Annotated in this window: 19 protein-coding genes; 10 read left to right on the top strand and 9 right to left on the bottom strand. The window is 45.5% G+C overall.

Annotated elements, in window-relative coordinates:
- Positions 1-181: 181 nt before the first annotated feature.
- Entirely contained in the window at positions 182-3970 is a 3789-nt protein-coding gene (locus RIG66_RS07205; RefSeq protein WP_446376579.1) for a CHAT domain-containing protein, read from the bottom strand.
- Between the two features lie 662 nt (positions 3971-4632).
- Here RIG66_RS07205 and RIG66_RS07200 point away from each other — a divergent pair.
- Complete coding sequence (locus RIG66_RS07200) at positions 4633-4794, top strand: ribbon-helix-helix domain-containing protein (protein ID WP_006104592.1); 162 nt, start codon at positions 4633-4635, stop codon at positions 4792-4794.
- A 605-nt stretch (positions 4795-5399) separates the two neighbouring features.
- Here the strand turns inward: RIG66_RS07200 and RIG66_RS07195 are convergent.
- Positions 5400-5843, bottom strand: a complete 444-nt coding sequence (locus tag RIG66_RS07195) for a hypothetical protein (RefSeq protein ID WP_446376577.1) — start codon at positions 5841-5843, stop codon at positions 5400-5402.
- A gap of 254 nt (positions 5844-6097) precedes the next feature.
- On the opposite strand from RIG66_RS07195, the gene RIG66_RS07190 reads away from it, so the two are divergent.
- From RIG66_RS07190 to RIG66_RS07160, 7 genes are all read left to right on the top strand, one after another.
- Entirely contained in the window at positions 6098-8077 is a 1980-nt protein-coding gene (locus RIG66_RS07190; protein WP_446376575.1) for a caspase family protein, read from the top strand.
- A gap of 405 nt (positions 8078-8482) precedes the next feature.
- A complete protein-coding gene (locus RIG66_RS07185; RefSeq protein ID WP_446376573.1) occupies positions 8483-8950 on the top strand; it encodes a globin family protein in 468 nt (155 codons plus the stop codon).
- Between the two features lie 133 nt (positions 8951-9083).
- Positions 9084-9728 (top strand): cytochrome c3 family protein, encoded by a 645-nt coding sequence (locus tag RIG66_RS07180; RefSeq protein ID WP_446376571.1) that lies wholly within the window; start codon positions 9084-9086, stop codon positions 9726-9728.
- Positions 9725-10498 (top strand): hypothetical protein, encoded by a 774-nt coding sequence (locus RIG66_RS07175; RefSeq protein ID WP_446376569.1) that lies wholly within the window; start codon positions 9725-9727, stop codon positions 10496-10498. Before RIG66_RS07180 ends, RIG66_RS07175 begins: the two co-directional genes overlap by 4 nt.
- Positions 10499-10547: 49 nt before the next feature.
- A complete protein-coding gene (locus RIG66_RS07170; protein WP_446376567.1) occupies positions 10548-11207 on the top strand; it encodes a Tll0287-like domain-containing protein in 660 nt (219 codons plus the stop codon).
- A 63-nt stretch (positions 11208-11270) separates the two neighbouring features.
- A complete protein-coding gene (locus RIG66_RS07165) occupies positions 11271-11891 on the top strand; it encodes a hypothetical protein (RefSeq protein WP_446376565.1) in 621 nt (206 codons plus the stop codon).
- A 7-nt stretch (positions 11892-11898) separates the two neighbouring features.
- Positions 11899-12351 (top strand): thioredoxin domain-containing protein, encoded by a 453-nt coding sequence (locus tag RIG66_RS07160; protein WP_446376563.1) that lies wholly within the window; start codon positions 11899-11901, stop codon positions 12349-12351.
- An 88-nt stretch (positions 12352-12439) separates the two neighbouring features.
- On the opposite strand, the gene RIG66_RS07155 is transcribed toward RIG66_RS07160, so the two are convergent.
- From RIG66_RS07155 to RIG66_RS07140, 4 genes are all read right to left on the bottom strand, one after another.
- Entirely contained in the window at positions 12440-13366 is a 927-nt protein-coding gene (locus RIG66_RS07155; protein WP_446376561.1) for a pentapeptide repeat-containing protein, read from the bottom strand.
- Positions 13367-13454: 88 nt separating this feature from the next.
- Positions 13455-13919 (bottom strand): QcrA and Rieske domain-containing protein, encoded by a 465-nt coding sequence (locus tag RIG66_RS07150; protein ID WP_446376559.1) that lies wholly within the window; start codon positions 13917-13919, stop codon positions 13455-13457.
- A gap of 23 nt (positions 13920-13942) precedes the next feature.
- A complete protein-coding gene (locus RIG66_RS07145) occupies positions 13943-15691 on the bottom strand; it encodes a cytochrome c biogenesis protein (RefSeq protein ID WP_446376557.1) in 1749 nt (582 codons plus the stop codon).
- Between the two features lie 83 nt (positions 15692-15774).
- On the bottom strand, positions 15775-17571 hold the full coding sequence (locus RIG66_RS07140; RefSeq protein WP_446376555.1) for a cytochrome c biogenesis protein ResB: 1797 nt from the start codon (positions 17569-17571) through the stop codon (positions 15775-15777).
- A gap of 290 nt (positions 17572-17861) precedes the next feature.
- On the opposite strand from RIG66_RS07140, the gene RIG66_RS07135 reads away from it, so the two are divergent.
- A complete protein-coding gene (locus RIG66_RS07135; protein WP_446376553.1) occupies positions 17862-18632 on the top strand; it encodes a sporulation protein in 771 nt (256 codons plus the stop codon).
- Positions 18633-18726: 94 nt separating this feature from the next.
- Here RIG66_RS07135 and RIG66_RS07130 read toward each other — a convergent pair whose 3' ends face one another.
- The 3 genes from RIG66_RS07130 to RIG66_RS07120 form a co-directional block, all read right to left on the bottom strand.
- A complete protein-coding gene (locus tag RIG66_RS07130; protein ID WP_446376551.1) occupies positions 18727-20367 on the bottom strand; it encodes an amidase family protein in 1641 nt (546 codons plus the stop codon).
- A gap of 279 nt (positions 20368-20646) precedes the next feature.
- Positions 20647-21741 (bottom strand): hybrid sensor histidine kinase/response regulator, encoded by a 1095-nt coding sequence (locus tag RIG66_RS07125; protein ID WP_446376549.1) that lies wholly within the window; start codon positions 21739-21741, stop codon positions 20647-20649.
- Between the two features lie 59 nt (positions 21742-21800).
- Complete coding sequence (locus RIG66_RS07120) at positions 21801-25451, bottom strand: PAS domain S-box protein (RefSeq protein ID WP_446376547.1); 3651 nt, start codon at positions 25449-25451, stop codon at positions 21801-21803.
- A 531-nt stretch (positions 25452-25982) separates the two neighbouring features.
- On the opposite strand from RIG66_RS07120, the gene RIG66_RS07115 reads away from it, so the two are divergent.
- Positions 25983-26174, top strand: coding sequence for a hypothetical protein (locus RIG66_RS07115; RefSeq protein ID WP_446376545.1), 192 nt, complete (start codon positions 25983-25985; stop codon positions 26172-26174).
- The last annotated feature ends 6 nt before the right edge of the window (positions 26175-26180 follow it).

Here is a 26180-nt window from a genome sequence, read left to right as displayed (position 1 = left end):
GACATCGCTTACCTCGACTTACTTCGACTTCGCTCAGTAACACGCTCGGTAACACCCTCGGTGTGTCTTATGGAACAGGCAACAGGAAGAAAGAGTTCCAGGTATTTTAAGTATGATTAGAAACTAGCGTTGGATTTCATGAATGATTTAAAATGCTATATGAAAAATGACGAATGACTAATTACCAGGGACTACCAATCATTGTGAACGCACTCCAGTAATAAGGATGTTCAAAGGTTTGATCTCTTAACCTAGCAAGTTCCGGTGGTAAAGATATCATGTCCTGAGTGGTAATCAGTTTTCCATCTTGTGTATAAACTTGCCCGTTGAGCATAGCTAGTTGAGCTTGGCGCATAGCTTCTGCCTTAATTGGAGCTTGTTTGAGCTGCTGATAAAATTCAGTTATCAACCCCAAGGTTCCTTGATCACTCACATACCACAAACTCCCCACCGCCGACTTAACTCCCGCTTTAACAGCTAACCCAGCAAAGCCTAATTCCGCTTCCTCATTCCCCAATGCCGTGCGACAAGAGCTTAGCACCAATAACTCTACCGTTGGCTTGTTTAAGCCTAACTCAGACAGTTGATTAAGTCGCAGTTTACTATCCCAAAATTGGATATAGGAGTTACTCAGATCTCCTGGCACGAAATCAGCATGAGTTGCCAAATGAATCATGCCATAAGGCTGACGGTTTTGCTGTTGTTTTAGGTTATTCACCGTGAATGATTCATTGAGAAACGATTTTCCCTGCCATATATCCTGGGTGATTTCTGATAACTCTACTGGCACAGCTGGTAATGGTTGTTTATCGGTAAATTGCGAGGCTCCCATTGCCAGAACTTCCATGTTGGTAACAGGCTCATAACGGGTATCAGTGAGGCTAAGACTCGGCATTAAACCAACACTGTACTTTTCGATGAGAAACTGTTCACCATCATAGAGTGCCGCCACTGGAACGGAGCGCAAGTTAGTATCGAGAAGGAAAATGAGATTTTCGATCCCTTGACCTTGAAACTCATCTTCCAACGGCTTCACCAACCAGTTGTAGAGTTGTTGTCCCGGCACAATATAACCTTTTTGGCTACGGACATTAGTGACTTGCAAACGAAATTCATTAGCAACTTTCAGGACTTGCTCACGGGTTACTCCTTCTACTTCTTTACGAATTGGGGTTCCTTGAGCAGTTACCAGCAGTATTTCTAACTGATCTTGAGGACTTGGAGTTGGGAAGGGTACATTTGTTGCCTCATCAGTAGCAATCGTTTGGGGAGCGAAACCGACATAGATGAGTGCAGGTTTAGCTCCAGTTGATTTTTCAGTATTAGCGAGAATTTCCCGGCTTTCTGCTAGGGTTCTCAGGGAAATATCTCCAGGTAGCTCTAAATATTCATTGAATTGCTGCGTGAATTTTTCTTCAAACTCAGCCACAGAATCCGTTTGAGTTGAATCTATCGGCGGGTTTGTTTCGGATTGCTCTTGGGTTGTAGTAGATTGGTTGTTGTCAGAGGGGGATTGGTTAACTGGGTTGTTATCACTCGGTTCATTACTACTTGGGTTTGTACTATTTAGATTAGGTTCAGGAATTGGTTCCGGTTCAGGATTGGGTTCAGCTTCCGGTTCAGTAATCGGTTCGGCTTCCGGTTCAGTAATCGGTTCGGCTTCCGGTTCAGGATTGGGTTCGGCTTCCGCTTCCGGTTCAGGAATTGGTTCGGCTTCCGGTTCAGTAATCGGTTCGGCTTCCGCTTCCGGTTCAGGAATTGGTTCGGCTTCAGTAATCGGTTCCGGTTCCGGTTCCGGTTCCGGTTCTGGTTCCGGTTCCGGTTGGGCTTCAGAAATCGGTTCCGGTTCCGCTTCAAGAATTGGTTCGGCTTCAGTAATCGGTTCCGGTTCAGGAATTGGTTGAGGAGTCCGTTCATAAATCAGTGCAGGAATCCGTTGATAAATCCGTTCTGGATTGGGTTGCGGTTGGGGATTGGGTTGCGGTTGGGGATTGGGTATGGGGTTGGTTTGGTTAGGTGTGATCTGAAGCTGACCCCTATCGCCTGGTGGGAGAGCCGTCTGATCGATATTGCCTGGTGTAATCGAACCCCCTGCTGTCAAGCTTACGTCGCCTGAATTACCTTGTCCTTGCTCACTAGCATCTATATCATTGATGCTGATATTACCTCCAGCTATTACTGTTACAGAACCCGCATTCCCTTGTCCTTTATCACTTGTGTTGATAGTGTCAGTCGTAATATTTCCTTGAGCCGACAGATTGACAAAACCAGGCTCGTCTCTACTACCTCTACTTGTAGTCGCCGTTATAGTATCCGTAATAATGTCACCAGTGGCAAACAATATTACAGGGCCAGCATTAGCTTGATTAAGTATAGAAACTTCATCGGAAGTGTTAATATTTCCTACATTGATACTTCCTGGTGGCAGCGATAACGGTGATCCTGGTGTTTGAAAATTGGTTGAGCCTTCAGTTGCAGGAACGTTAGTCGAATTTACCGCATCCAACCCGGCTCGCAAAATTAGTGTTGGTTGACTGGTCAAAAGCTCCAAATCTGAATCAGAAATTCCCTCAGTAGCATCAAGAGAATCATCGGGTCTAGTAATTGTAATATTGCCCCCCTGGATACTACCTGTCGCCTCTACTAAAAGGGCTGCACCTGTGTAATCACCAAACTCAACATCACCATCAACCCGAATAATTGGGTCGTAAAGGCTAACAAAATTACCTGGCTCACCGGACAAATTCAGAATCGAGAAATTGCCGCCACTGGTAAAGTGAGCATCGCCAGAAACATTGCCATCACTGACTAAACTGAGATTACCACCACTTTGAAACGGTGTCTGCGGATGATTTAGGGCTAAAATATCAATACTCTGATTTCCCTGAATGTAGAGATTTCCCCCAGCTTGGGCAAGAAATGGATTGACCAGACTATCCCGCACCCGTACTGTATCCTTTGCCAGCAGATTTAAATCTCCCGTCGTTTGTAATTGACTCTCCACTAACGTGAGATTCTGTTGAGCGGATAGTGCAGCCGTCTGGGAATTCACATTACGCGCCACGATATCCCCATTTTCTACAGCGATACCCGACCCAACTAATTGAACTTCTCCATTACCATTCACCTGCAAACCCGGTATCTGACCAGTCCCCGTTAACAACTGAGGCAAATTCAGGGGAGTTAACGGGATTGAATCAGAGGGTTGAACCTCTAGACTCAGCATATATCCAGGTTGGCTAATCCGCACCATACTCTCACCAGGGACAGTGGTCACACTAATTCCTCCGTCTGGCGCGGTTAAGCTACCCGTACTGACAACCGTACCCCCAATTAAGCTTAAATCTTGTCCGGCTTCTACCTCCAAATTCCCCCCATTCACAATTGATCCGGGGTTGTCGGTGTTAAACGTAAAAGCATTGGGTTGACCAATCAATGTGGCATAATTATTTGCCCCTTGTGAATTAAACCAATTATCGCCAAAACCAATACCCGTAGCGGTTGTAGCGGTAAAGGATGCGGGAACGTTAAGTTGAGCATTTTCACCAAAGACAATACCCGCAGGATTCATTAAAAATAGATTAGAATTTCCCCCCGTCACTTGCAGCACCCCATTAATGACCGAAGGGTCGCCACCTGTCACACGGGACAGAATGTTTTTAATAGTAGGATCAGAAATAAAATTAGCCGTTTGATTCGCGTCTAAACCAAATTCACTGAAGCTATGAAAATGATTCACCCCATCTCCAGAAGTTTGTCCCCCGGTAATGTCAAACCGATCACCATTGGGTGTGACAATAGTACCTGTCCCATCTGGCGCTTCAACAACCGATTGAGCCAGTCCTCCCGTTGGTAAACCCGCCAGGAGTAACGTCAACAGTAGATAGTGGGTTCGTTTCCTTTTTTTCTTGGTCATGGTGAATAGATTGGCAACTACCAACCAGCAATTGGTCAATACTGTTGTGTTCATCTTGTATGTCATTGGTTGTTGCCTATTCTAGATTCAATGCTACTCAGAATAAATGACGATTTTGAAGCCATTTGGTTTCCTGAATTTTAGCGATTTTAAGGGTGGTTTACTGAATTTTTATGCTTCATTAAATCTTAATAAATTCTAGTTTTTGTAAAGTTAACGCTTTGGCATTAAAATGCAATATCCTTTTTTTTTAGTCTTCCTTAAAAATATTATAAATAATTGTCAGACTTATGGGACATTTAAGGTATACCCCATTGGGGTTAATTTCTCCTGTGGAGATCTGGACAGTTTGGCAGCATGTCAGGCTACAGCCTCACCCCCAGCTCCTCTCCATCCTCCTTCCGTCCCCCTTGTCGATCCCCCTTCCGTTCCCTTCAAAAGGGGGAGACCAAAGGATGCTTCGTTTGTTGCACGGGGGAGACCAGAGGATGCGGGAGCTTTTTGTTATGTGGGGAAGCCATAGGATGCTTCGCTTTTGTGGCATGGGGGTGGAAGAGGAAAACGCTCTCTGGAGGGTGGGTACAAAGCCCAAACGCTGACCAACTTGGCTTCTTAATGTAAAGTGTATTATTTTAGTGTATAACGAATTTAGATTGAGCAATAAACAGTGAAAAACTATATACTGGAATATGTTGAAGCATTAAAATTTAGGGCTGATGAAACTCAAAGGGCGGGTCACTGCTTATCTACCGGAAGAAATCCAGAGAGCCTTGGAACAGTGGGCAGAGGAAGAAAGTAGGTCACTGAGTAGCCTAGCGACCTACTTGTTAACTCAGGCTGTCAAAGAGCGTCAACAACAACAAAACCAGTCGAATTAAGGCTTGCTGAATACGTGTTGCTGGTTTAGGGAAGGGAACAGGCAATAGGCAACAGTTTCAATCCCTGTGTCAGGAAGATTCTGCGACCACTGAGGCACATAATGCCAAGATGTAGAGTATCTAGGAACTAAAACCTTGGACTTGTTTAGCCAAAAAATGCTTGAAAGGTTTATCTGGTATGCTTTCTACATTTATGCAGCTAGCCCGACTTATCAGCCAATTGGCGTAAAAGATTAAGAAGTTTTGCTGAGGCGGGAACCCATCCTCAGAGGACACAATTTGATATAGGGACAAATCAGAACCTTAATGCTTTAAGGGCTTGGGCAATTTGAGGAACCAGCACGCTACCTCAAATATTATGCACAAGCCCTCTCTCTATTTAAGTGGGTGGACACAATTAAAGTTAACGGTTGAGATTAGGGAACTCTTAACAGGGAACACCTCGGACTTCGGCGTGAGCGCGGCAACTGAGCCTGTCGAAGTTCAGTCGAACGCTTCGCTCGGCAACACGCTCGGTAACACGCTCGGTGTGTCACAGGGAATAGTAAGGGTTTTAGCGCAATTTACAAAACTTAATACAGTACCGTTTTCTTTTGTCCGACTACTTACTGATTCGGCTCAGACTCGGCTGGCGGGTTAAACCCTGATGGCTGGCTAAAGTCTAGCAGGGATTGAGTCCCCGGAAAATAAGTTGCCCAAAACGAAACAACAGGACGCCGTTTCCAGTTTTGACGACTCACGTCTAGCAACAAAATCGGAGCGATCGCGTTATTATGTTGTCCAATAATGGTCACAGCAACATCAGTGACCAATATATCACCATCGAAACTGCGTTGGGCGGCGGCTCTAGCAACGGCTTCAGCGCGGCGGAGAAAGTTAGAATAACTTTCCTCAGGTTGACTGATGAGAGATACTTCCACTCGTGCGGTGTAAGCTTGAGCCATCTCAGGAGCGATCGCGGCGGTGATCAGCCAACTGATACTGGTACAACCGAACAACACCCATAAACCGAGTGGCGCAATTTGTTTTCGGGCAATTGACTGGATCATTGGGGTAGACGACGGGTGATGAAACAGAGATTTTAACAGCAGACGTTGCCTGGGATAAACCCTGAAGGGCAGATTGTTGATGATTCTTTAAATCTCCCCATTGGAGACGATTTCAAGGTTATCCTAACGGACAGGTAGCGGAGACTATAAAATGATTTTGTCTGTAATGTCTTGATCAAGACTGAACCGTTAGTCCGACAAGACGATGGCAACACTGATCAAGTTCCAGCCGCCAACGTCGAAACCCAAAATCCATGGCAAATTACGCTTGCGTTGCAATTGGCATTAATCGCTATCAGTTTTTACCGCCCTTAAACTACGGACAGGCGGATGCTCAAGCCTTGTGGCAGTTTCTGGTGCAGCAGGGGAATGGGTCATCCCAGGATTATTTAGTATTAACTGACCATTCACCTCTGATTGATCGTCAATCCACCTACCCCAACCAAGACAATATTTGGCGCTGGCTGGACGCGACTCGCCAACCCTCCCCAACGAATGGCAAAACGTCCCCATCAAAGTCTTGGCGGTGGTTCTTTTTCAGTGGTTATGGGGTCTGTTGGCAACAAGCTGATTATCTCATGCCTATTGATGGGAATCCCCAGGATATTCCTCGTACCGGGATACCGATGCGATCGCTTCTCAGTTCGCTTCAGCCTCAAGGGGATGAAAATCTGCTGGTTTTACTGGATATTAACCGATCGCCAGGACTGCAAGCCGGGGAATCGGTGGGTGCGGAAACCGTGGAATTAGCTCGTCAGATGGGAATTACGCTGATCATGTCCAGTCAGCTTGGGCAATTTTCCCACGAAGCGACGGCGTTGCGGAATGGTTTGTTTAGCGCCGCCTTACTGGAAGCCCTGCGCTACTATCAAACCGAGCTAACCCTGGCAAACTTGGAGCAGTATTTAGGCGATCGCTTACCGGAGTTAAGTCAACATCACTGGCGACCGATACAGACGCCTTTAATTATTATTCCTTCTGAAGCCACCCGACAACAACTCATTTTACCTATCTCTGGGTCTACTTCCATCGAAGAGACAACGGCGACACCAATAGCCTCAACCTTAACATCGGGGGATCAGACCAATGGCAAGTCAGCCTATCAAGACGCCTCTACTGATAACGGGAATGGCGCAACCGCCCCTGTCTCCAAGTATGCCGTTGCCATACCGGACAAACAATCGACGCACTCGTTAACACCTAGGGAGAGGGATGTCGATGAACAGTCCAACTCAGCAACTTCCGACTCAGCAACCGCTTTGGTGAAGATACCTGATTTTGTGTCCGACAACGATAGTCAAGAGGATCAGACATGGAAACAATGGCTGCTGCAAGGGGGTGGACTGATACTGGTTTTGGTGCTAATGCTGCTCACTCTCAAGATTCTTAACCGTCAAACTGGGACAAGTCCCCAGATCATCCAGCCTGTAACTGAAACCCAACCCACAGCCGATGAAGAGACGGAGGGTTCAGTGACTCAAAGTCCCGTCGCTGATCAGACTAGCTCTGCACCTGAAGCCACTGGTTCACCGCTTCCCCCCTCACCCGTGGAGAATCAGCGTATCGCACCTGTGTCTGAGGATAAACCCCAGGAACAGCCCCTAGACTCACCACCGCCCTCTGATCCGGAGTCCATGGAAGCGAACCAACGGATTTTGGCACAAGCTAAGGGTAGAATCCAACCCAATCAAGCCTCCCTCTTCAGTCAAGCGATCGCCCAAGCCCAGAAAATTCAACCCGGTGAACCCCTATACCAGGAAGCGCAACAGGATATCCAGCGCTGGAGTCAGGTGATTCTTGACTTAGCTGAAGGGCGGGCGAAACAAGGCAATTTTGCATCTGCGATCGCGGCGGCAAAATTAGTTCCGTCTACCAATTCCTCGATTTATAATCGGGCGCAGTCGGCGATTAAAACCTGGCAGACTCAAGCGAAACAGCAGCAGCAAAACCAAGCAATTATTCAAGCGGCTAAACAGCAACTGCGACGGAATCAAGCCTCGTCTTATAATCGGGCAATTAATACTTTAAGTAAAATTTACCCAGGTCAACCGGGTTATGATCAAGCGCAACAGTTAATTGATCAATGGAGTCGCCAGATTTATCTAATTGCCAATTCTCGTGCATGGCGGGGTCAGTTGTCACTGGCGATAAAAACCGCCGCCTTAGTTCCGCCCGATACTCCCTCATACCCAGCCGCGCAGCAGGCGATCGCCCGATGGCAGAAGGATCGATAGTATAGTAAGGAAGTGGGAAACATTACAGCCCAGACTCAAAGGTTTTGTATCGTGTGGTCGAAACCCCTGCAAGGCGATCTCGAAACCGGATCTATCGATCTGATTGTGAAGACGCGATCGCCCTAGGGGATTATTTTGGCATTGAGACGACCCAATTGGGCTGCTCAAATGCAAAAATTGCATTTAAAAAATGTAATTTAAGAAAGATTTAAGGTTTTTTGTATTCCTTTTTACATTAATCAAGTTCTTTTTTGCGTAAAACACTAAGGTGGCAAATTAAAACAGTCGCTAAAAAATTAACCCCAATCCATAAATCTCAAAATCTCCTGAATTTCGGGTTAAATAAACTGCCCAATTTTTTGCCATGACTTTTTGAACTACAGTAAAATTCCCCCCAACAAAGCGATGTCACTAAACGTTGAACTGCTGGAAACAAGCTTTGGCAAAGTCAAACCCCACGCCAATGAATTTGCCTCTAGTTTTTATACAAACTTATTCACGACTTATCCCGAAGCTAAACCTTTGTTTGCTAACACCAACATGGAAGAACAAAGCAAAAAGCTTTTAGCTTCGTTGGTCTTAGTTGTCGAAAATCTTCGCAAACCCGAAGTCTTGAGTGATTCCCTCAAAGGCTTAGGGGCGCGGCACGTTAAATACGGCGCACTTCCCGAACATTATCCCTTAGTTGGAAATGCTTTATTAATGACCTTTGAGCAATTTTTAAAGACTGATTGGACTCCGGAAACTAAACAAGCTTGGGTTGATGCTTACGGTGCAATTACCGAGATAATGCTTGATGGTGCTGACTATTCCGCCGAAGAGCTGAATCTTGATGCTCAAGCAATGGCGGACAAAATGAAGCCCGATTCTTAACCTCTTAGATCCTTGCTTAATGCTGAAGCGAGAAATAAATTTTTTCGGCTCATCCAGGAGTTAGCACTTGATTGTCTTTTCCCGTCAAATATCAGCAATACCTTATTTTACTCAACCGATTTTTGGGTAAACTATGACACGCCAATCTGGTAAATTCTCCGCCTTCAAAATCCTTTCGTTACGCACTGCCATTATTGGCGTTGTCATTTTGCTTTTTATTTGGTTTGGTGCGGCTTTTGCTCTCGACCAACGCAGCATATTCTTGCCCGGAAAAACTTCAGATGGTCATTATCTGTTTGATGTTTCTTGTAATTCGTGTCATGAAGGATTTAAACCTGTTTCTAACGAAACGTGTAACCGTTGTCACGAAGCCGAATTAGCTGAAGATGCCCACGGCGCTAAGAAGTTTCGCGATCCGCGTTGGGCGGAATTATTAACCCGTTTAGATGTGCTAACTTGCACAGCTTGCCACGAAGAACACGTTTATATGTTTGGGCGTGGCGTTCATCTCAAACCAGATTTATGTATGGCTTGTCATCAAGGTTTAATTGAAGGCGAATTAGCCAGTCATACGGGCTTTTCTCCTGATGGTTGTTGGACGGCGGGTTGTCACAACTTCCACGATCATCGCTCGATTTCGACGGGTTTTATCCGCCAACACCTCGATGAACCACCCATGCTACCCGAACCCGGTTTACCCCAACGCACCGTGACAGCCACTGTGGAAACTGCACCCAAACCGGATTTAAGCGACGAGTTTTTGGAGGGACGATCGTGAAACCAATTCTAGCCTTGGGGTTAGCGGTGCTAATTTGGTTATATCCTGGAAGCGCGATCGCGAGTGCTAATTCTGTCACATCAGCACAATTGCAAGAAATAGACCAACAGTGGAAAAATAGCGCTCATGCTTTGGCAGAAGTAAATTGTTCGAGTTGTCATCAAGACGAAAAAACTAAACAATTTATTGCTCAACCCACCCTCGAAACTTGTCAAAGCTGTCATGAATTTGCCGTGGAAACTTTTGGTTGGGGAAAGCATGGGATTAGAATCCATGAAGGCTTATCGCCCCTCACCCCGGCTATGGCAAAGTTGCCGATGAAAAAATCAGCGCAAGATCAATTGATGAATTGTAATGCTTGTCACAATGTTCACTCGGTAAATACGGTACAAGCATCAGTAGACTCCTGTTTATCTTGTCACAATGACTCTCACTCATTGAACTACAAAAACTCACGACACGCTGAAATTTTTGCCAAGCAAAAAGACTTAATTCGACCCAATACTGAATCTGTAACTTGTGCGACTTGCCACTTACCGCGTCAAGAACGAGGTGAAACGGTATTGGTTAATCACAACAATACTTATACCCTTTTACCGCGCGATCGCATGGTCAAAGAAGTCTGCCTCAATTGTCATGGGGTCGAGTATTCCTACAATAGCATCTTTGATGATGAATTAGTGGAAGCGAACTTCGATAACCCCCCAGATTTAGAGCTAAAAACCTTTGAATTAGTCCGCGATCTCGAAAGACGCAGAACCAGTCAGTAAACCCAAGCTTTTCTCAAATTTGCTCATCTTTTTACAAGGAAAATCAACGATGACGACTGCATCTTATTGGTGGCAACACCTCAAAACAAAAACCGTTGCTTTAATTGCTTTAGCCCTCACTATTTGCTTAACCATTATTTCCTGTGGCGGCAATGGTGGTAGTGGAGATCCCCAAGCCGCCGCAGGTGTTTCTCCTGAAGTTGTAACCGACTATATTCACACGGTTTTACTCGCCGATAGAACTGCCTATACCAAACACGTTATTAACCGCTTAAAAACCCTGGAAGGCAAAGAAAAAGAAGACGGTGTTGTTTCGGCTGAAGCCACCGAAACTTGGCAACAAACTGACGGTATTCCTTTACCCGCTCAAATGTTCCGCTTAGGGTCAGAAATTGCCGCTGAAGAAGGTGCTTTTACCTACGGCTTGATTTCTCCTTGGAATATTAACGATAACCAAGCCCCCAAAAGCGAATTTGAAAAAACTGCGATGCAAGCTGTGGTGGATACAGGCGAACCTTACAAAGATTATCAAGAAATCGGCGGACAACAGTATTTTTCTGCCGTGTATCCCGATAAAGCAGTTGCTGAAGCTTGCGTTAGCTGTCACAACACGCACCCCGTTCACTTAGAACGCTACCCCGACAAACAATTTGAAATGGGGGATGTCATGGGAGGTATTATTATCAATTTACCCGTGGATAATATCTAATTCCATTTAATTAATTGAAAAAGAGGGATAAAAACATCCCTCTTTTTGGAATAAAAGCTGATTATGAAACCCAAATTTTCCACCCTCATTATCCTAACTTTTGTTTGTGTTGCTCTGCTAACTCCCTTTGCTTTGAGTCAGATTTATATTGAGATTTTACGGGAAGAAGCATTCGATTTACTCCAGCTTTTCCAGGGCAATTTATACAAACAAATTACCGGGTTTACTGCCCTAGCTTTCGTTTTTCTTGAAATGGCTTTAACCCTCCGCAAACGCAGTCGCGGCTGGAAGATTAAAATTCCCCTTCCCGGTTCGATGCAATTTTGGCGTAGCCTGCACATTTTCGCGGGAGTCGGCTTATTAGGGATTACCTTAGTGCATACCATTGGGGCAAATGGGTTAAACTTTAACGCTGTGTTTCTGTGGGTTTTCTTTTGCGTGACTCTATCGGCTTTAGTTGGCGTTGTCGCTGAAACCGGAATTGTCGAATCACCACAACGGTATTTTGGTTTAAAACTCGCAAAAGCCGGAGATGTTGCAGGTTCTAAGCAAACACCAGGAATTCCTAAAGGCAAACTCATTCGCAGTTTGCGATCGCTTTGGCTGACGACTCACATTTTTTTAGTTAGCGTGTTTTGTGTTATGCTCGTAATTCATATATTTTTGGCGTACTATTATCAGTAAAAAAACGATGAAAACAAAAAATACTCTGCTCAAATTTTGCGCGATCGCCTGTTTTCTCTTAACCCTTTTTAGCGTTGTTTATCCTGCTTATGCCTTATCTTTAAGAAGTCCCTCCAGCCTCACCGGATTAGTCGAACTCAAGCACCTGGCAAAACAATCTCTCGCCTATAATACAGCCCTCAAAAACAATAAACCAACCTTGATTGAGTTTTACGCTTATTGGTGTACTACCTGTCAAGCAATGGCTCCCACCATTAAAGCGTTACATGACAGCCAATCGTCTCAAATCAACTTTGTGATGCTCAACATTGACGATCCCAAATGGTCAGAGCAAATCCAACATTATAACGTTATGAGCGTTCCTCAATTTACCCTGCTTTCCCCTCAAGGCATTCCCAAAAAAACTCTTTATGGCAAAGTTCCTAAAGCTGTTTTAGCCAACCTTCTACAGCAATTATAAATAGGGCTGGTTGAAACCATTACCTATTCCTTATTCCCTATTCCCTCTCCCCACCACAAGACTTATTCAGCAGCCCCTAAATATAAGTTTAATCGGGAATATTTAACGCTCCGTGATGATGTAGCCATTCTTTCTGTTCAGCCGCCAAGCCTTGAGCATCAGTAAACACCGCCCCTGCCACAACACAATTAGAAAAATCAACCTTTTGCCAAATGGTTTTTTCTAAATTGGCATCTTGTAAATTGGCATTAGTAAAATTAACTTCTGTAAAATGAGTTCCTTCTAAATTCGCCGAAAGCAAATGTGCATGATTAAAATCAACGCGAGTTAATTGAGAATTGGTTAAAGTAGTACTGTATAAATCTGAATCCTGTAAAATCAGATCAGTCCACTGACAATATTCACCTTTGGCTGCCATCAAATCGGCTTCTGTAAGATCGGAATTCGACCAACGATTATGAGTTAAAGTTGCTTTCGCAAGGTTAATTTTTCGCCCTGATATTTTACCCAAATTAGCATCTATTAGATTCACTTCCCGTAAAGAAGCATTACTCAAATTTGCCTGAAACAACTGAATACTCGTCAATTTTGCTTTAGAAAAATTCGCACCGCTAAAATTCAAGTTTATACCGCGAGAAAGTTCTAAATTAGCTTCAATAAAATGGGAATAGGGTGCTTCTAAATAATCTAAGTTTGCGCCACGTAACTTCACCTTATGAGCTTGCGTCGCTCTAAGGTTAGCTCCCGTTAAATTCGCACTGGTTAAATTCGCATTCTCTAAATTAGCGGCAGTTAAATTCGCCTCAGACAAATCCGCAAAAATTAAAACCGCTTGGGTAAAATCGGTTTGCTGACAAGACGCTTTTGCCAAATTTGCGCCCCGTAAATAAGCTTGTTCAAAATTAGCGCGATCCAGTCTTTCTCCGTGGAGGTCAATGTGACTGAGTTCTGCTTCTTTAAACTGTTTACCCTGTTTTAACTGTTGTAGAAATTCTTGGGGCGTCAAAACTGTCATTAACACAAAGTCCTTTTATTTCTGAAAAAAAGTAGGGTGGGTTGAGCGAAGTCGAAACCCACCAGCATACCAGTCAGTGACATTCAATTTAAGATACTTTCACCAACACTAAATCATCTTCAGTTTTGACTTCGTAACTGGCTAAAGGTTCGGTAGCAGGACCAGAAACCACTTCTCCAGACGCATCGAACTGAGAACCATGACAAGGACAGTCAAATCGGGTTGCTTCGGCATTCCAAGCCACAGTGCAACCTTGATGGGTGCAAAGGGGATTAAAAGCAGCAAGTTCTTCGCTTTGGGGCGATTGGATGACCAGGACATCTACCATTTTATCGAGGATGCGACCTTCGCTTTCGAGGTCTTGGATTGTTCCTACGGCTTGAAACCCATCTTCGCGGACGGAACGGTCGATTTCGGGTTCTGTGTCTTCGCTGGCTGCGGTTTCGGTGGCGGCAGTTTCTTCTTCCCCACTGTTACAAGCGGCTAAGACTAGAGGAAAGGAACTAGCCAGCATTCCGATTCCTGTCCAACCTAAAAATTGACGGCGATCCATTGTTTTTACCTCGTTATTTTTTGTTATTGATGGTTGGTTATGGGTTGTTTGTTGTTGGTTGTTTGTTGTTGGTTCTCAACAACTGATGACTGATGACTGATGACTGATAACTGGATGCCAGAAAACCACTTTTGATGACGGATGGTAGCGGCGAGGACGAACAGTAAATCTAAGCCCACGATACTTGCAACCATCAATTCTGACCCGCCTGTGGTGAAACCATAGCTATGCAATCCAGTTCCGAGGACGAAGTTCACACCGTACCACGCCATGAGAACGGCATTAAAGCAAACCACGGCGGCGACTCCCATGCCAAAGTGACTTAACCAGCCCACTAAGCGACCGTGAAGGGGAACGAGATAAGCAAGGAGGGCAATCAACGCCCAGGTCTCTTTCGGGTCCCAACCCCAGAAGCGACCCCAGGAAAAGTGCGCCCAAATGCCACCGAGGATAATGCCTGTGGTGAGTAACAGGACACCCACTTGGAGTAGGGAGTAATTCCACCCGGAAAGCTGACGAATGCGGTCAGTGGCTTGGGGGGCGAGGAGGTAGTGACCCAAGATAATGTGACCAATCCCCATGCTGAGGGCAAAACAAGCGTAACTAAGAGTGATGGTAGGAACGTGAATACTCAACCAGAAGTTATCCCGGAGGACGGGGACGAGGGGTTTAATGCTGGGGTCGAGGACGGCGGGTAAACCGTCAGCGAGAAGGAGACAGACCACGGAGAGGGGGGCGGCGGCGAGGAGGTAGTATTTGGCTTTGTAGATGAGTTCAAAAAGGAGGGCGAGAAGGGCAACCCCAAAGCCGACCCAAATCACGGATTCATACATATTGGTGACGGGAGGTCGCCCAGAGATTGCCATGCGTTCGAGGAAGCCGTAACCTTGAATCCCTAGACCAACGGTAAAGATGCCCATTGCACCCCAGTAGAAGTTGAATTTCTCGAAGCAGAGAACCGCTAACATGACGCAGAAGGCGACAATATAGACTCGCCAAGCCTTAGCAAAGGGCTGGAGGGCATAAAAGTTCACTTCTCGCTGTAGGGGGGCGAGGGTGGGGTAAATTTGGGGGCTGAGGGAACGGAGGTCTTGTTGCAGTTGGTTGGCGATATTCGCGATCGCACCAGTATCTTCAGGTGTGAGACGATAGGTTTGGCGCATCATCTCGTACTCGTCCACAATGGGCGCAATTGCTTCAGCCGCGTAGTATTGTTGGGCATCTTCTAAGCTGACCCAAGTGCCTTTAGGGTCGTTGGGGTGAGGAATCAAAGGCAGGTTGTTGTCCCCGACAATTTGCAGCATCAACGCGAGGCGATCCTCAATGGTGAGGGCTTCTTGGTCGTCGCGAGTGAGGTCGAGGTCAGCGATTTGTTTTTGGCGGGCTTGTTGCACTTTTGCCCCCAAGCCAGACCGCATCAGTTCGGCAAAGGTGAAGTATTTGCGTTCGGGGTTGAGACCGATTTCTGTTTTCAGGGGGCGGTAGTTAAAGAGGATAAAGGGTTCTGTGTTCCAATCCCGGTCATTAAACCAGAGGGAAAGGTAGGTATTGAGGGTGTCGAGTTTCTGCCCGGATTGGGGGGTATAGGTGGAACGACCGTGAATTTGGGTGACGGTTTCTTTGGCGACGGCATAAAGGGGCTTTTTGCGTCCGTCGAGTTGGACGGCTAGGGTTTGGACGCTGTTGAGGGGGTTGCTGTGAAATTGGTTGAGGGGAACGATGAGGAGGGCAATGCCTAAGCAAAGCCCGATGAAGAATTTAAGTAGTTTCATGAGTGATTGGTGTTAATCGGGATAAGAAGGGAAGATGGGAAGCAATCTGCGACGAATGACAAATGACAAATGACGATCTCCACTTAGGATTTCAAGGCTGAAAGTTGGGGTTCGGGTTCGACGGGGGTTTCTGGCTGTTCTGTCTCAGTCGAGACGGGAATTTGTTGCAGTTTTTTGGCTAAGGCGCGACCGTAGAACAGGGTGGCAATGCCGAGAATGACTAAGGTCGATCCTGTCCAAGTGGTGGCTGTGACCCAGAGGGGTTCCCGTTTGACTTGCAGGGTAGATTGGCTTAAATCGCCGGGGTTCCAGGAGGCTTGGGCGATTTTCCAGCCTCGATACCAGGTGGGGTGATTCATCCAGACGGCGCGATTGACGGTGGTTTGGGTTTCGGGGTCGAGGATGCGGATTTTGCTAGTCCACATGGCTACGGATTCCGATCCTTCGTTGCGTTCGACGATAAAATCATCGAGGGCGATCGCAAAGGGTAATTCGAGGAGTTTGGGGGTAAAGGCAGCAAACATTTCACCGTTAGGGGTGTCGATGGCGGTGGGTTCGCCCCAAGGTAACCAGGTTGGTTGAGAATCGGGGGTTTGAACCAATAATGCAGGAGTCCCAGAGGCTTGAGTCGCGGCGACAGGGACGACTTTACGCTGGACTTGTGCGTGAGGGATATAGGCAGCAAGGGTGATTTGGAAGTCTGCCCAACCGGGACGAATGGTATCCCCAGGAGCGATCGCACCACTGCTAAAATGACGAGAGGATTTAGCGGCGTAAAATAGCTGTTGGTCGGGGGCGACGATTAAGCGAAAGTAATCATCGGGTTCTGAGGGGGTGAAATTGTAAGCAATAGCGACATTTTCTGCGGCTTCTCCCTGAATTACAGTACGAACCGGAGGAATATTGGGTTTTCCGAAGACAAACCACCGTTCCCGACCTTGAGCAGAAATGAGTTCGAGTTGTACCGCAGGATTGTTGAGTTCCTCTGAAACACTACTCGGTTGATTGTCGCGGTTGAGGCGAAAGTCAGACCAAAAGTGCTTAACCATGAGAGTTACATGGTCATCGAGTTTTTGCGATTGGTTGAGGTGGGTGGCAATATCGAGAGAATGAGATTGATTTTGGGTTTGAATTTGTAAGGTTCCCCAAGGATTTTGGACGTTTTGCGGGGGGTGCAGGAGTTGTTGTAATTCTGATTGATTTTGGGGTTGTACAATTTCTAGGATTGCCGGACCGATGGGAACTTGGCTATAGGCTTTGGGCGCGATCGCGAGCCATCTTTCCAGTTTCTGGTTCATGCGATCGCTGCTTAGTAATAACTGCACTGCCGGATTTTCAACTGTCGCGCTTTCGACAAAACGAACGGTTTTGACAGTATTTTCACTATATTTTTCTAAACTTAAATTGGCAACTTTAGGCGGGGTAATCTGTCCATCAGCATGAACAAAAATATCAGTTTTTTGTAATTCTTGATTCGGCGTTAATACTTCTACAATATCGCCTTCTAAGCGGATTTGATTATTCGCATCGGCATCCGTTCTGACTAAAATCATGCCTTCTACACCAAGGTGAATCACCGCCGCCGAACCGATGATAATAACCACTAAACCCACGTGAGTCAAAGCAAATCCAATTTTACGCGCCCCTCGCCACGGATAGCGCGTTAAGGCAGAGAAGGTGAGATTTAGGGCAAGTAAAAACATTAATGCCCCAAACCAAGGACTTTTATAAACCTCTTGTTGGACTAAACTCGAACCCACCTGGGATTCGTAGAAAGTTGCCCAAATTAAAATACCTGTAATAATTGCGAGTAACGGAATAGCAAATTTAATCGAGCCACAGAACTTAAAGATCTGTTTTGGAAAAACGAAATCGGGCATGGTGTGAAAATGAACTCCGACAATGCCCTTAAAGTTATCGGCTTTAACCCAATTATTTTGTAGCCAAATTTGCAAATAGCGCTTGATTATGAAATTATTGCATTTTTATTATGCATTTTACGAATAACATGGAACGGCAGTAATCGTCACAAATTTAATTCGTGGAGTAAATCGCTTCCCCAGCACCCCCAGTTTTCCCTGCTTTCCAGGCGAATCCGTTTTCTTTTGTCAAAAGTCCAGTAAGTAGTGAGATAATAGATTAATATTACTATAAAAGCCATATCAGAATCATGTTTAAAAAATTTCTCGCCAGAGTAGGAATTGGTGCCGCCACCGTTGATACTCGCCTATCAGTAGCGTCTTTGGTTCCGGGTGAAATGCTCCATGGAGAGGTTCATATTACAGGGGGAAAGTCTGACCAAGAGATTGATGATATTTACCTCTATGTTGAAACGGAATACAAACGGGAATATGAGGATACAACAACGACAGAAACCTGCGAATTGGTCAAGTATTGTCTGAGTGAGCGCTTTGACTTACACCCTCAAGAAACCAAAGTTATCCCCTTTTCCTTCCCACTTCCTTATGAAACACCATTGACGCTGGGACATCAACCTGTTTATGTGCGAACTGGGTTGGATATTTCCATGGCAGTTGATCCGAAAGACACTGATTATATAGAGGTGCGCCCCCATCCCTTAATGCAATTGGTGCTGGAAGCTTGTCAGAATATAGGTTTTCAACTTCGTAAAGTCGATTGTGAGTATAATCCTTATTTAGGCGGAAATATTCCCTTTGTCCAAGAGTTTGAATTTCGACCGATTGGACAGTATCAGGGACAGTTGGATGAACTGGAAATCGTGTTTTCACTCCAATCAGACGACTTATTAGATGTTTTCCTGGAAATTGATAAACGGGCGCGAGGTTTTGGGGGATTTCTACAAGAAGCCTTTGATATGGATGAACGCTATGCCCGTGTGCAAATTTCATCGGATTATCTGACCAGTCCACTAACGGATGTTGAGGCTATTTTAGATAGTACGATTCAAAGTTATTTATAGTTAGAGTTTGCTGAATAAGTTTTGGGGTGAGGGGAGGGAACAGGGAATAGGGAACTCCCCGACTGTTGATTTAGAGACTTATCTTCTTTTGGCATCAATAATCAAAAGTTTCACCGGATAAGGAAGGTGTATTTGTTGGAGGGCGTCGAAACTGGGTCGCTTGTTCATAAGCGTAAGCAAATCCCAGCAATTCTTGCTCAGTATAAGGAGCGCCAAAAAAGGTCAATCCTAGCGGTAATCCCTGCTCAGTAAAGCCCATCGGTACAGAAATTCCTGGAAAGCCAGAGACGTTAGCTAAATACCCTGGTGTATAGGGATCGTCTACATTGCACTGGTAAGTGGGATCATTTTGTATCGTGTACACAGGACTAGCAGGACAAAGCATCGTAGGAAAAACGATCGCATTAAGCCGTTGAGCTTGCATAATGCTCAGAATCTCTTGACGGACTTTGGGAAATTCAAAATGGATGATACTGAGGTATTCAATATCAGCCAATTCTCGGTGTTCTAGTGATTCCTTAAAGCCGTGAATGCGACCGGGGTTTAATGCCTGCATTGAATTAGCAATCCGATTAGACAAGCTCAAAGAAATCATGCTCTCTAAGTTGTCGGGAAACGAAGGGTTAAGAGTCTTAAGGTAGTTTTCAATCTGCGGTTCAAATTCCGCCGCCGTCACCTGCTTCATTAAAGACCAAAGATTTTCTAGCTGGGGTGAAAAGTCTACAACTTCCACCGTTGCACCGAGTTCCCTCAGCTTGGCAACCGCCGCCTCGGTTAAGGCGTCTACTTCTGGGTTTCCCCCTTGGAAATCAATAGCCACCCCAATTCGAGCACCGTTCAAAGCATTTGCCTTGAGAAATGGGGTGTAATCCTGGTGTGATTTTTCCTCACTCTCTAAAGTACGGTAATCATTGGCATCAACGCCTGCCATAATGCCAAGAGCGATCGCGGCATCTTTCACCGTTCGCGCCATTGATCCGGCTGTATCGAAGGAAAGGGTAAGAGGTACAATGCCATCCCGACTGACTAACCCTTGAGTCGGTTTGATACCTACAATACCAGTGACTGATGCGGGGGCGCGAATCGAACCGGATGTATCCGTTCCCGTTGCTAACATCGCGAAGTTAGCCGCGATCGCCGCAGCACTACCAGCACTTGAGCCGGAAGAATTGCGACTCAAGTTATAGGGATTTAAGGTTAACCCGCCCAAAGAACTATACCCAAGCCAGCCATCCGATGAAGCGAACTCGCTCATGTTGGCTTTGGCGAGAATGATCGCCCCCGCCTGACGTAGCTTCTGGACGGTAAAAGCATCGTCTGGTGGCACAGATCCTTTGAGCAAAACCGAGCCTGCCGTAGTCGGCATATCGGCTGTATCATAGTTATCTTTGAGGATAATCGGGATTCCGTGTAACGGGCTACGCTTGCCTTTCTCTTGCCGTTCTCGATCGAGTTCTTTTGCCTCAGCTAGTGCATTGGAATTGATCGAAATTAGCGCATTAATCCCAGCATTTTTATCCTCATAAGCTTGGATGCGGTTTAGATAGAGTTGCACCAATTGCTCAGACGTCAAGTCCCCACGATCAAACGCTTGGTTAACATCCGATACCGTTGCTTCTCTCAGTCGAAAGGTTTCAGCTATTGCCGACAGGGGAAACCCGCTGAAGCCAACGACTGACAAAACAGCTATGGCTTTAGTCGTGAGTTTTGATAAGTTAGACTGGCGTTTTTTCATTCATTGTCTGTTTTTCTCTCGCTAAATCGTACCATAGAAAAACACAAAACTTTATTGGTCAACGTAAAATCCATTCAAAAACTGCTTGATCAGATGGCTGTGTTAAGCTGTTCGGCATTTAAACCTTAATATCAATAATGGCGAAAGGATGGTAGTGCGTTAAGCGAAGCCATGCCGCAGGCTTTGCATCTTGCTCGCTACTAATACCCAATTTAAATGCATTACAGCTTATCTTACCCTTTTCTCCCCTTGTAGAGACGTTGCATGCAACGTCTCTACTCATTCCCCAGCTAAACTTACGCGCACCGTTGTTTCTTTGCCAGGACTACTGTCAATGGTTAATTCTCCCCCATGTAATTGAGCTAAACGCTGGGCGATCGCTAACCCTAATCCTGACCCTTGTTGTTCATAGAGTTTGCGCTCAAACTGCATGTAGGCTCCCAGATTTGCGATTTGTTCCGATGTCATCCCCCGTCCCTGATCAGTAATGGTGAGAATGACCCGATTTTGCTCGACGCGATCGCAGATGCTAACGGCGGTTCCGGGTGGGGAAAATTTAAACGCATTATCAACCAGTTCTTCTATCAATTTCCGCAGATTCGCTTCTGACATATAAATCTTTGTTCCTTGCAGGTTTAACTCTAAATCTGCTTCTCGATCAACTTGCTTGGCTTTCTGATGAACGACCTCAAAAATTAGGGGTTGACTGTCCGTTTTGACCTCACGACTTTGTAGTGCTTGCAGCCGTGCTGGATCATTTGCCATTAATTCCAGTTCAGCATAGAGTAAGAAGTTCTTTGTCAGCCGATATAACCGTTGACTGGATGTGTGAATATCTTGTAAGATTTCTAGGGCTTCATCTCGGTCAATATCATCGTATTCATTAATAAAGAAACTGGATGAGGCGATGATTCCATTTAGGGGTGTATATAACTCATGGGGGAGGGAATGGCAGATTTGACCGCGCAACTCATCTAACTTCTTTTGGGATTGTCGTTCTAGAACGCCTTGTTTCTCAAATCGCGCCGCGATCGCTCTCAGTAACGCTTCTCTAGTAAACGGTTTACTTAAATAATCATCTGCGCCAGATTCCATCCCCTGACGCAGATCCGCTTTGGCAGATTTAGCGGTAAGAAAAATAAACGGAATGGCTTCGGTGGAAAGATTTTGGCGTAGCTGTGTTAACACCCCATATCCATCCACTTCTGGCATCATAATGTCACAGATAATTAAATCTGGTCGTTGCTGTTGCGCCAACTGGATGCCTGTTTTACCATTTTCTGCCAAAAGTACCTCAAACTCTTCGGCTGATAACAGTTCATAAATGTTCTCTCTAATCCCTTCTTCGTCTTCAATAATTAAAATTGTATTCATACATTTTACCTCAGTTAAGTTGCTTTTTTATGGAATCATCCGACTTCAATAACCAATAATTAAAGACCAATCACTACTGTAAACGTTGTCCCGACACCAAGTTTGCTCTCCAAGCTAATTGTACCTCCATGTCTATCTACAGCTTTTTTGACAATCGATAGTCCCAAGCCTGTCCCGGAAATATTTCCTACATTGGTGCCGCGATGGAATGATTCAAAGAGCTGTTGTTGGTCGGTTTGAGAAATGCCGATGCCTTGGTCTTTGATGCGAAAAATTAATTCGTTGTGGCGACAAGTGAGTTCCAGACAAACTGGGCGCTCAATCGGGGAATACTTCAGCGCGTTTGATAATAAATTACCCAGGATATGGCGCAGTAATTTCTCATCAAGGGAAACGGGTGTCAATTGCCCCTGATGAGTAAAGCACAGAGAATGTCGGTGACCGATTCCCTGTTGAAATTCCTCGACCAACTGTTGACAAAATTGTCGTACATCCATCTGAGCTGGGTTAAAGTCTAATTTTCCAGCTTCGGCTTTACCTAATAAGAGGATATCATTCAGCATCTGAGTGATATGATGGACATTCGATTGAATTCGCTCAAAATGAATCTGTTTTTTCTCTTCCGTGAACTTAGAAGAATAATATTTAAGTAATTCGGTAGAACTGAGGATTGTGGTTAAAGGTGTGCGAAACTCATGGGAGGTCATGGAAATAAACCGGGATTTGAGTTCATTGAGTTCCTGTTCCCGTGCTAAAGCTTGACGAATTTCCTGTTCGGCTTGCTTATACTCGGTGATATCTTCCGCAATCCCCACAATCCGGTAAACTTGTCCAGAGGCATCATAAACCGGAAACGCGCGATCGCGAATCCAACGCTGTTCACCTCCAGGCTGAATAATCCGATAGTCTTCGTGATACTCTCCCCTACCCTGTTTGGCAAACGCCGCCATCACCCGTTCTCGATCCTCTGGATGAATCGTTTCGACAAAGGATAAAGGATTGTCATAAATACTTTGGCAACTGCGACCCCAGATTTGTTGATAGGCTGGACTAACATATATCATCTGGGACTTTGCCACATCGGTAATCCAGAACACCTCATGAATATTCTCCGCAAGCTGGCGAAACCGTTGTTCACTCTCTTGTAGCGCCGCCTCGGTGCGCTTGCGATCGCGAATATCTTCGATCACACCGACAAAATAGTCCAATTCCCCGGTAGACTTCCGCACCAATGAACCCGTGAGATTCACCCAAACAATTGAGCCGTCTTTGCGAATGTAGCGCTTCTCCATAGAGAATGTCTTAATCTCACCCGCTAACAACTGGTTAACATAGTGTTTATCGGTATCAACGTCATCGGGGTGGGTAATATCCACAAAGGTTTTTGTCAACAATTCATCCAGCGTATATCCGACAATATCGCAAAAGGTTTGATTCACCCGCAAAAAGCGATCGTCCCATCCGGTGTGAGTAATTCCCACCGTCACCTGTTCAAAGGTTGAGCGGAATCGTTCTTCGCTAGTTCGCAGCGCCGCTTCCGTTTGCTGACGTTGGGTAATATCGCGACAGATACAAATAAAATCCCCATCTGGGGTTAACGTTAGAGACACTTCCTCAGCCAAAGTACTCCCATTTTGACGTAGCGCCACAGCTTCACCGCGCCAATAGCCCTGTTGCTGCAAAATGGGAAAAATTTCGCGCTCAAATCGCATGATTTCCTCTGGAGGATACAGGTGTCGCCAAGACTTCCCCAGCAACGCCTCCGAGGTATTATATCCAAACAGTTGAACATGGGCGGGGTTGAGATAAGTGTACTCCCCTTTAGCGTTAAAAATCGCAATTCCTTCTGTCGTGGCTTCAATCGCTGCTAACTTTTGTCGCAATTGGGTTTCTACCTGTTGACGTTCGGCAATTTCATGCTGTAATTTTTGATTACTTTGCTGCAATTGAGCCGTGCGTTCTTCAACCCGGCGTTCTAGTTCTTGTTTCGCCTGTTGCAGTTCTAATTCCACTCGTTTACGTTGGATGAGTTCCGTTTGCACCTGCTCAAATAGGCTAGCTTGTTGAATCGCAATTCCTACCTGTACCGCTAACTGTTGCAGTAACTCAATTTCTGACGTTTGCCACTGTCTAGGTGCATGACACTGTTGAGCCGTCAGCAGTCCCCATAATTCATCGTCTTTAATGATAGGAACCACTAAGTTGGCGCGAACTTGTAAGCTGGCTAAAAGTTCAACATGACAAGGGGTGAGTCCAGCGGTATAAATATCGGCTGTGGCTTGGAAACGACCGTTTTTGTAAGACTCAACACTTGTTTTTTCAAAGCAGGGATCATGGACAACCACGCCAGACAGGGACTCCCATTCAGCACCCACCGATTCTACCATTACTGTACCACTCCAGTCGGAGTGAAATCGATAAATTAGTACCCGGTCAACTTGAAGCCATTCTCGTACTTCTTGCAGGGTGGTTTTGAGAATGTCTTCAAGGTGCAGAGATTGACGAATTCGCGACGATATGCTGTAAAGCAGGTGTTCCTTGGCTGAGTGTTGAGTGTTGAGTGTTGACCCTTCGCGACTCTCGTATGGAACCTGGTTTGTAGGGGCGGGTTTAGGAATTTTCTTTTCGCTATTGATGGTATCGTTTGTACAAAACCCGCCCTGACTGAGTGTTAACTGGGTATCAGTTTGAGGAGTTAGTTCAGCGTTAGCCGGAGAAATAGAGGGCAAAATTGGATTGAGAAACGAGAAGGTTTTGCCATTCAGGTTTATCGCCCGCAACAAGCTGTTCTGGTCAATCATCCCCTGCCATTCTCCCTGATTTCCTAAGACAACCAATTGCTGGGTGTGCCACTGTTGCATCCGTTGATAAGCTGTACCTAAAAAATCATCAGGACGAATGCTAAACCACGGCGAACTCATCACCGTTTGGGCATCAAGCTGTTGAAAATCTAAGGGTAATGTTTGAAACTGAACAATATCGTCGGCTGTAACAATTCCCATGGGAATAGGGGATTGACGAAACGATAACGAATAGGAAACGTCTAAATATGTAACCGTCTCTCCTGTTTCCTGTTCCCTCTGTCGAACAATCACCACGTAACCAACACCATGAGTTGCCATCAACTGAGCTAACTTTTGCACTGGTGCTGTAGGAGGCGCACAAATCACCTGAGTTGTCATCACTTCAGCCACAGAATGTAACCCCATCACATCCGTCATTTGTAGGAGGTGGCGCATTCTCTGGGGAGTGACAATTCCCAACAGATAACCACTTTTATTGAGTATGGGTAGATGATGAATACCATGTTGCTGGAACAAGTTGAGGATGATTGTTACATCTTGACAGTCTGATGCGTTTAGAGTGACTAATTTCCGAGTCATCACATCAGCCGCCGTCAGTGCGTCTAAATTCATATCCAACGCGGCTAACCGGACAAAATCTTGCTCTGTCAACAAACCCAGCAGTTGCATTCCCTGCATGACTAAAACACAACTGGTTCTCGCCTGCTTCATCAAACGCCAATCGGGTAAGGGATGATAACTCTCGGTAGATGTGTTTGATAAACAGATGGTGCAATCACATCCAGCTTCTTGAGCCATCAGGCGGATAACCTCACTCAAGGTTGTCTCTGGTGCAACACTCAAGGGATAGGGATCAATTACCGCCTCTAACGGTAATGACGAGAGGGAGAGGTCTAGGAGTGACATGGCAAACTTCAGAAGTGTAACGATAGAGGAGTCTGGGGTCTTATCTTTTATCAAACGTCAAGTCAACTGGATTTGACATCCGTATGTTTACGGACTCTGAGAACCCGATTGTCCTCATTCACCGTATTTTTTCTGAGGGTTTGTCATTGGTTATTGGTCATTGGTCATTGGTCATTTGTCATTGGTCATTTGTCATTTGTCATTTGTCGTTTTCACCTCTGCACCTCTGCACCTCTGCACTCCTGCTCTCTTGCTTTCTTGTATAGCACTACGCACTAAGGTTAGGACATAAAAGAAAAATTTAAATCGCTTGACCCTGAGCGACTTGTACCGAGCGTGTTACCGAGGTAAGTCGAGGTAAGTCGAGGTAAGTCGAGGTGTTGCCTATTGCCTATTCCCTGGCGCGTAAGCGCTATATGTCCGAGTAATTGCGGAATCAGCGAATTATAAGTCCTATTTTTTTGTGTAATTTACCGGAGGAAAAATAAGGAAAATATCTCTAGGATTGATTTAGAGTCAAGGTGGTGTTTTATGCGGGTTCATCAACATTCTATTTTATTGGCAGAAGTGAAGCAACTGGTTGAGCAACTTCCGCTGGAAGACAAGGCTCAATTAGTTGAAAATTTGTTAACTGGAACTGACTCACCAGCGATTTTGGGGTGCTTAGATTTATCGAATTTGTTTTTCGCGATCGCGAGTTGGATTGCTACACGAGAACTATAAGCCAAA

This window comes from Coleofasciculus sp. E2-BRE-01 (assembly GCF_040221695.1).
Classification (GTDB): Bacteria; Cyanobacteriota; Cyanobacteriia; order Cyanobacteriales; family Coleofasciculaceae; genus Coleofasciculus.
This window is presented reverse-complemented; position numbering and strand designations above follow the sequence as displayed.

Coding starts and splice junctions, on each gene's coding strand:
- RIG66_RS07205 (WP_446376579.1), bottom strand. CDS start 3,970: ATGAACACAACAGTATTGACCAATTGCTGGTTGGTAGTTGCCAATCTA.
- RIG66_RS07200 (WP_006104592.1), top strand. CDS start 4,633: ATGAAACTCAAAGGGCGGGTCACTGCTTATCTACCGGAAGAAATCCAG.
- RIG66_RS07195 (WP_446376577.1), bottom strand. CDS start 5,843: ATGATCCAGTCAATTGCCCGAAAACAAATTGCGCCACTCGGTTTATGG.
- RIG66_RS07190 (WP_446376575.1), top strand. CDS start 6,098: ATGGCAAATTACGCTTGCGTTGCAATTGGCATTAATCGCTATCAGTTT.
- RIG66_RS07185 (WP_446376573.1), top strand. CDS start 8,483: ATGTCACTAAACGTTGAACTGCTGGAAACAAGCTTTGGCAAAGTCAAA.
- RIG66_RS07180 (WP_446376571.1), top strand. CDS start 9,084: ATGACACGCCAATCTGGTAAATTCTCCGCCTTCAAAATCCTTTCGTTA.
- RIG66_RS07170 (WP_446376567.1), top strand. CDS start 10,548: ATGACGACTGCATCTTATTGGTGGCAACACCTCAAAACAAAAACCGTT.
- RIG66_RS07165 (WP_446376565.1), top strand. CDS start 11,271: ATGAAACCCAAATTTTCCACCCTCATTATCCTAACTTTTGTTTGTGTT.
- RIG66_RS07160 (WP_446376563.1), top strand. CDS start 11,899: ATGAAAACAAAAAATACTCTGCTCAAATTTTGCGCGATCGCCTGTTTT.
- RIG66_RS07155 (WP_446376561.1), bottom strand. CDS start 13,366: ATGACAGTTTTGACGCCCCAAGAATTTCTACAACAGTTAAAACAGGGT.
- RIG66_RS07150 (WP_446376559.1), bottom strand. CDS start 13,919: ATGGATCGCCGTCAATTTTTAGGTTGGACAGGAATCGGAATGCTGGCT.
- RIG66_RS07145 (WP_446376557.1), bottom strand. CDS start 15,691: ATGAAACTACTTAAATTCTTCATCGGGCTTTGCTTAGGCATTGCCCTC.
- RIG66_RS07140 (WP_446376555.1), bottom strand. CDS start 17,571: ATGCCCGATTTCGTTTTTCCAAAACAGATCTTTAAGTTCTGTGGCTCG.
- RIG66_RS07135 (WP_446376553.1), top strand. CDS start 17,862: ATGTTTAAAAAATTTCTCGCCAGAGTAGGAATTGGTGCCGCCACCGTT.
- RIG66_RS07130 (WP_446376551.1), bottom strand. CDS start 20,367: ATGAAAAAACGCCAGTCTAACTTATCAAAACTCACGACTAAAGCCATA.
- RIG66_RS07125 (WP_446376549.1), bottom strand. CDS start 21,741: ATGAATACAATTTTAATTATTGAAGACGAAGAAGGGATTAGAGAGAAC.
- RIG66_RS07120 (WP_446376547.1), bottom strand. CDS start 25,451: ATGTCACTCCTAGACCTCTCCCTCTCGTCATTACCGTTAGAGGCGGTA.
- RIG66_RS07115 (WP_446376545.1), top strand. CDS start 25,983: ATGCGGGTTCATCAACATTCTATTTTATTGGCAGAAGTGAAGCAACTG.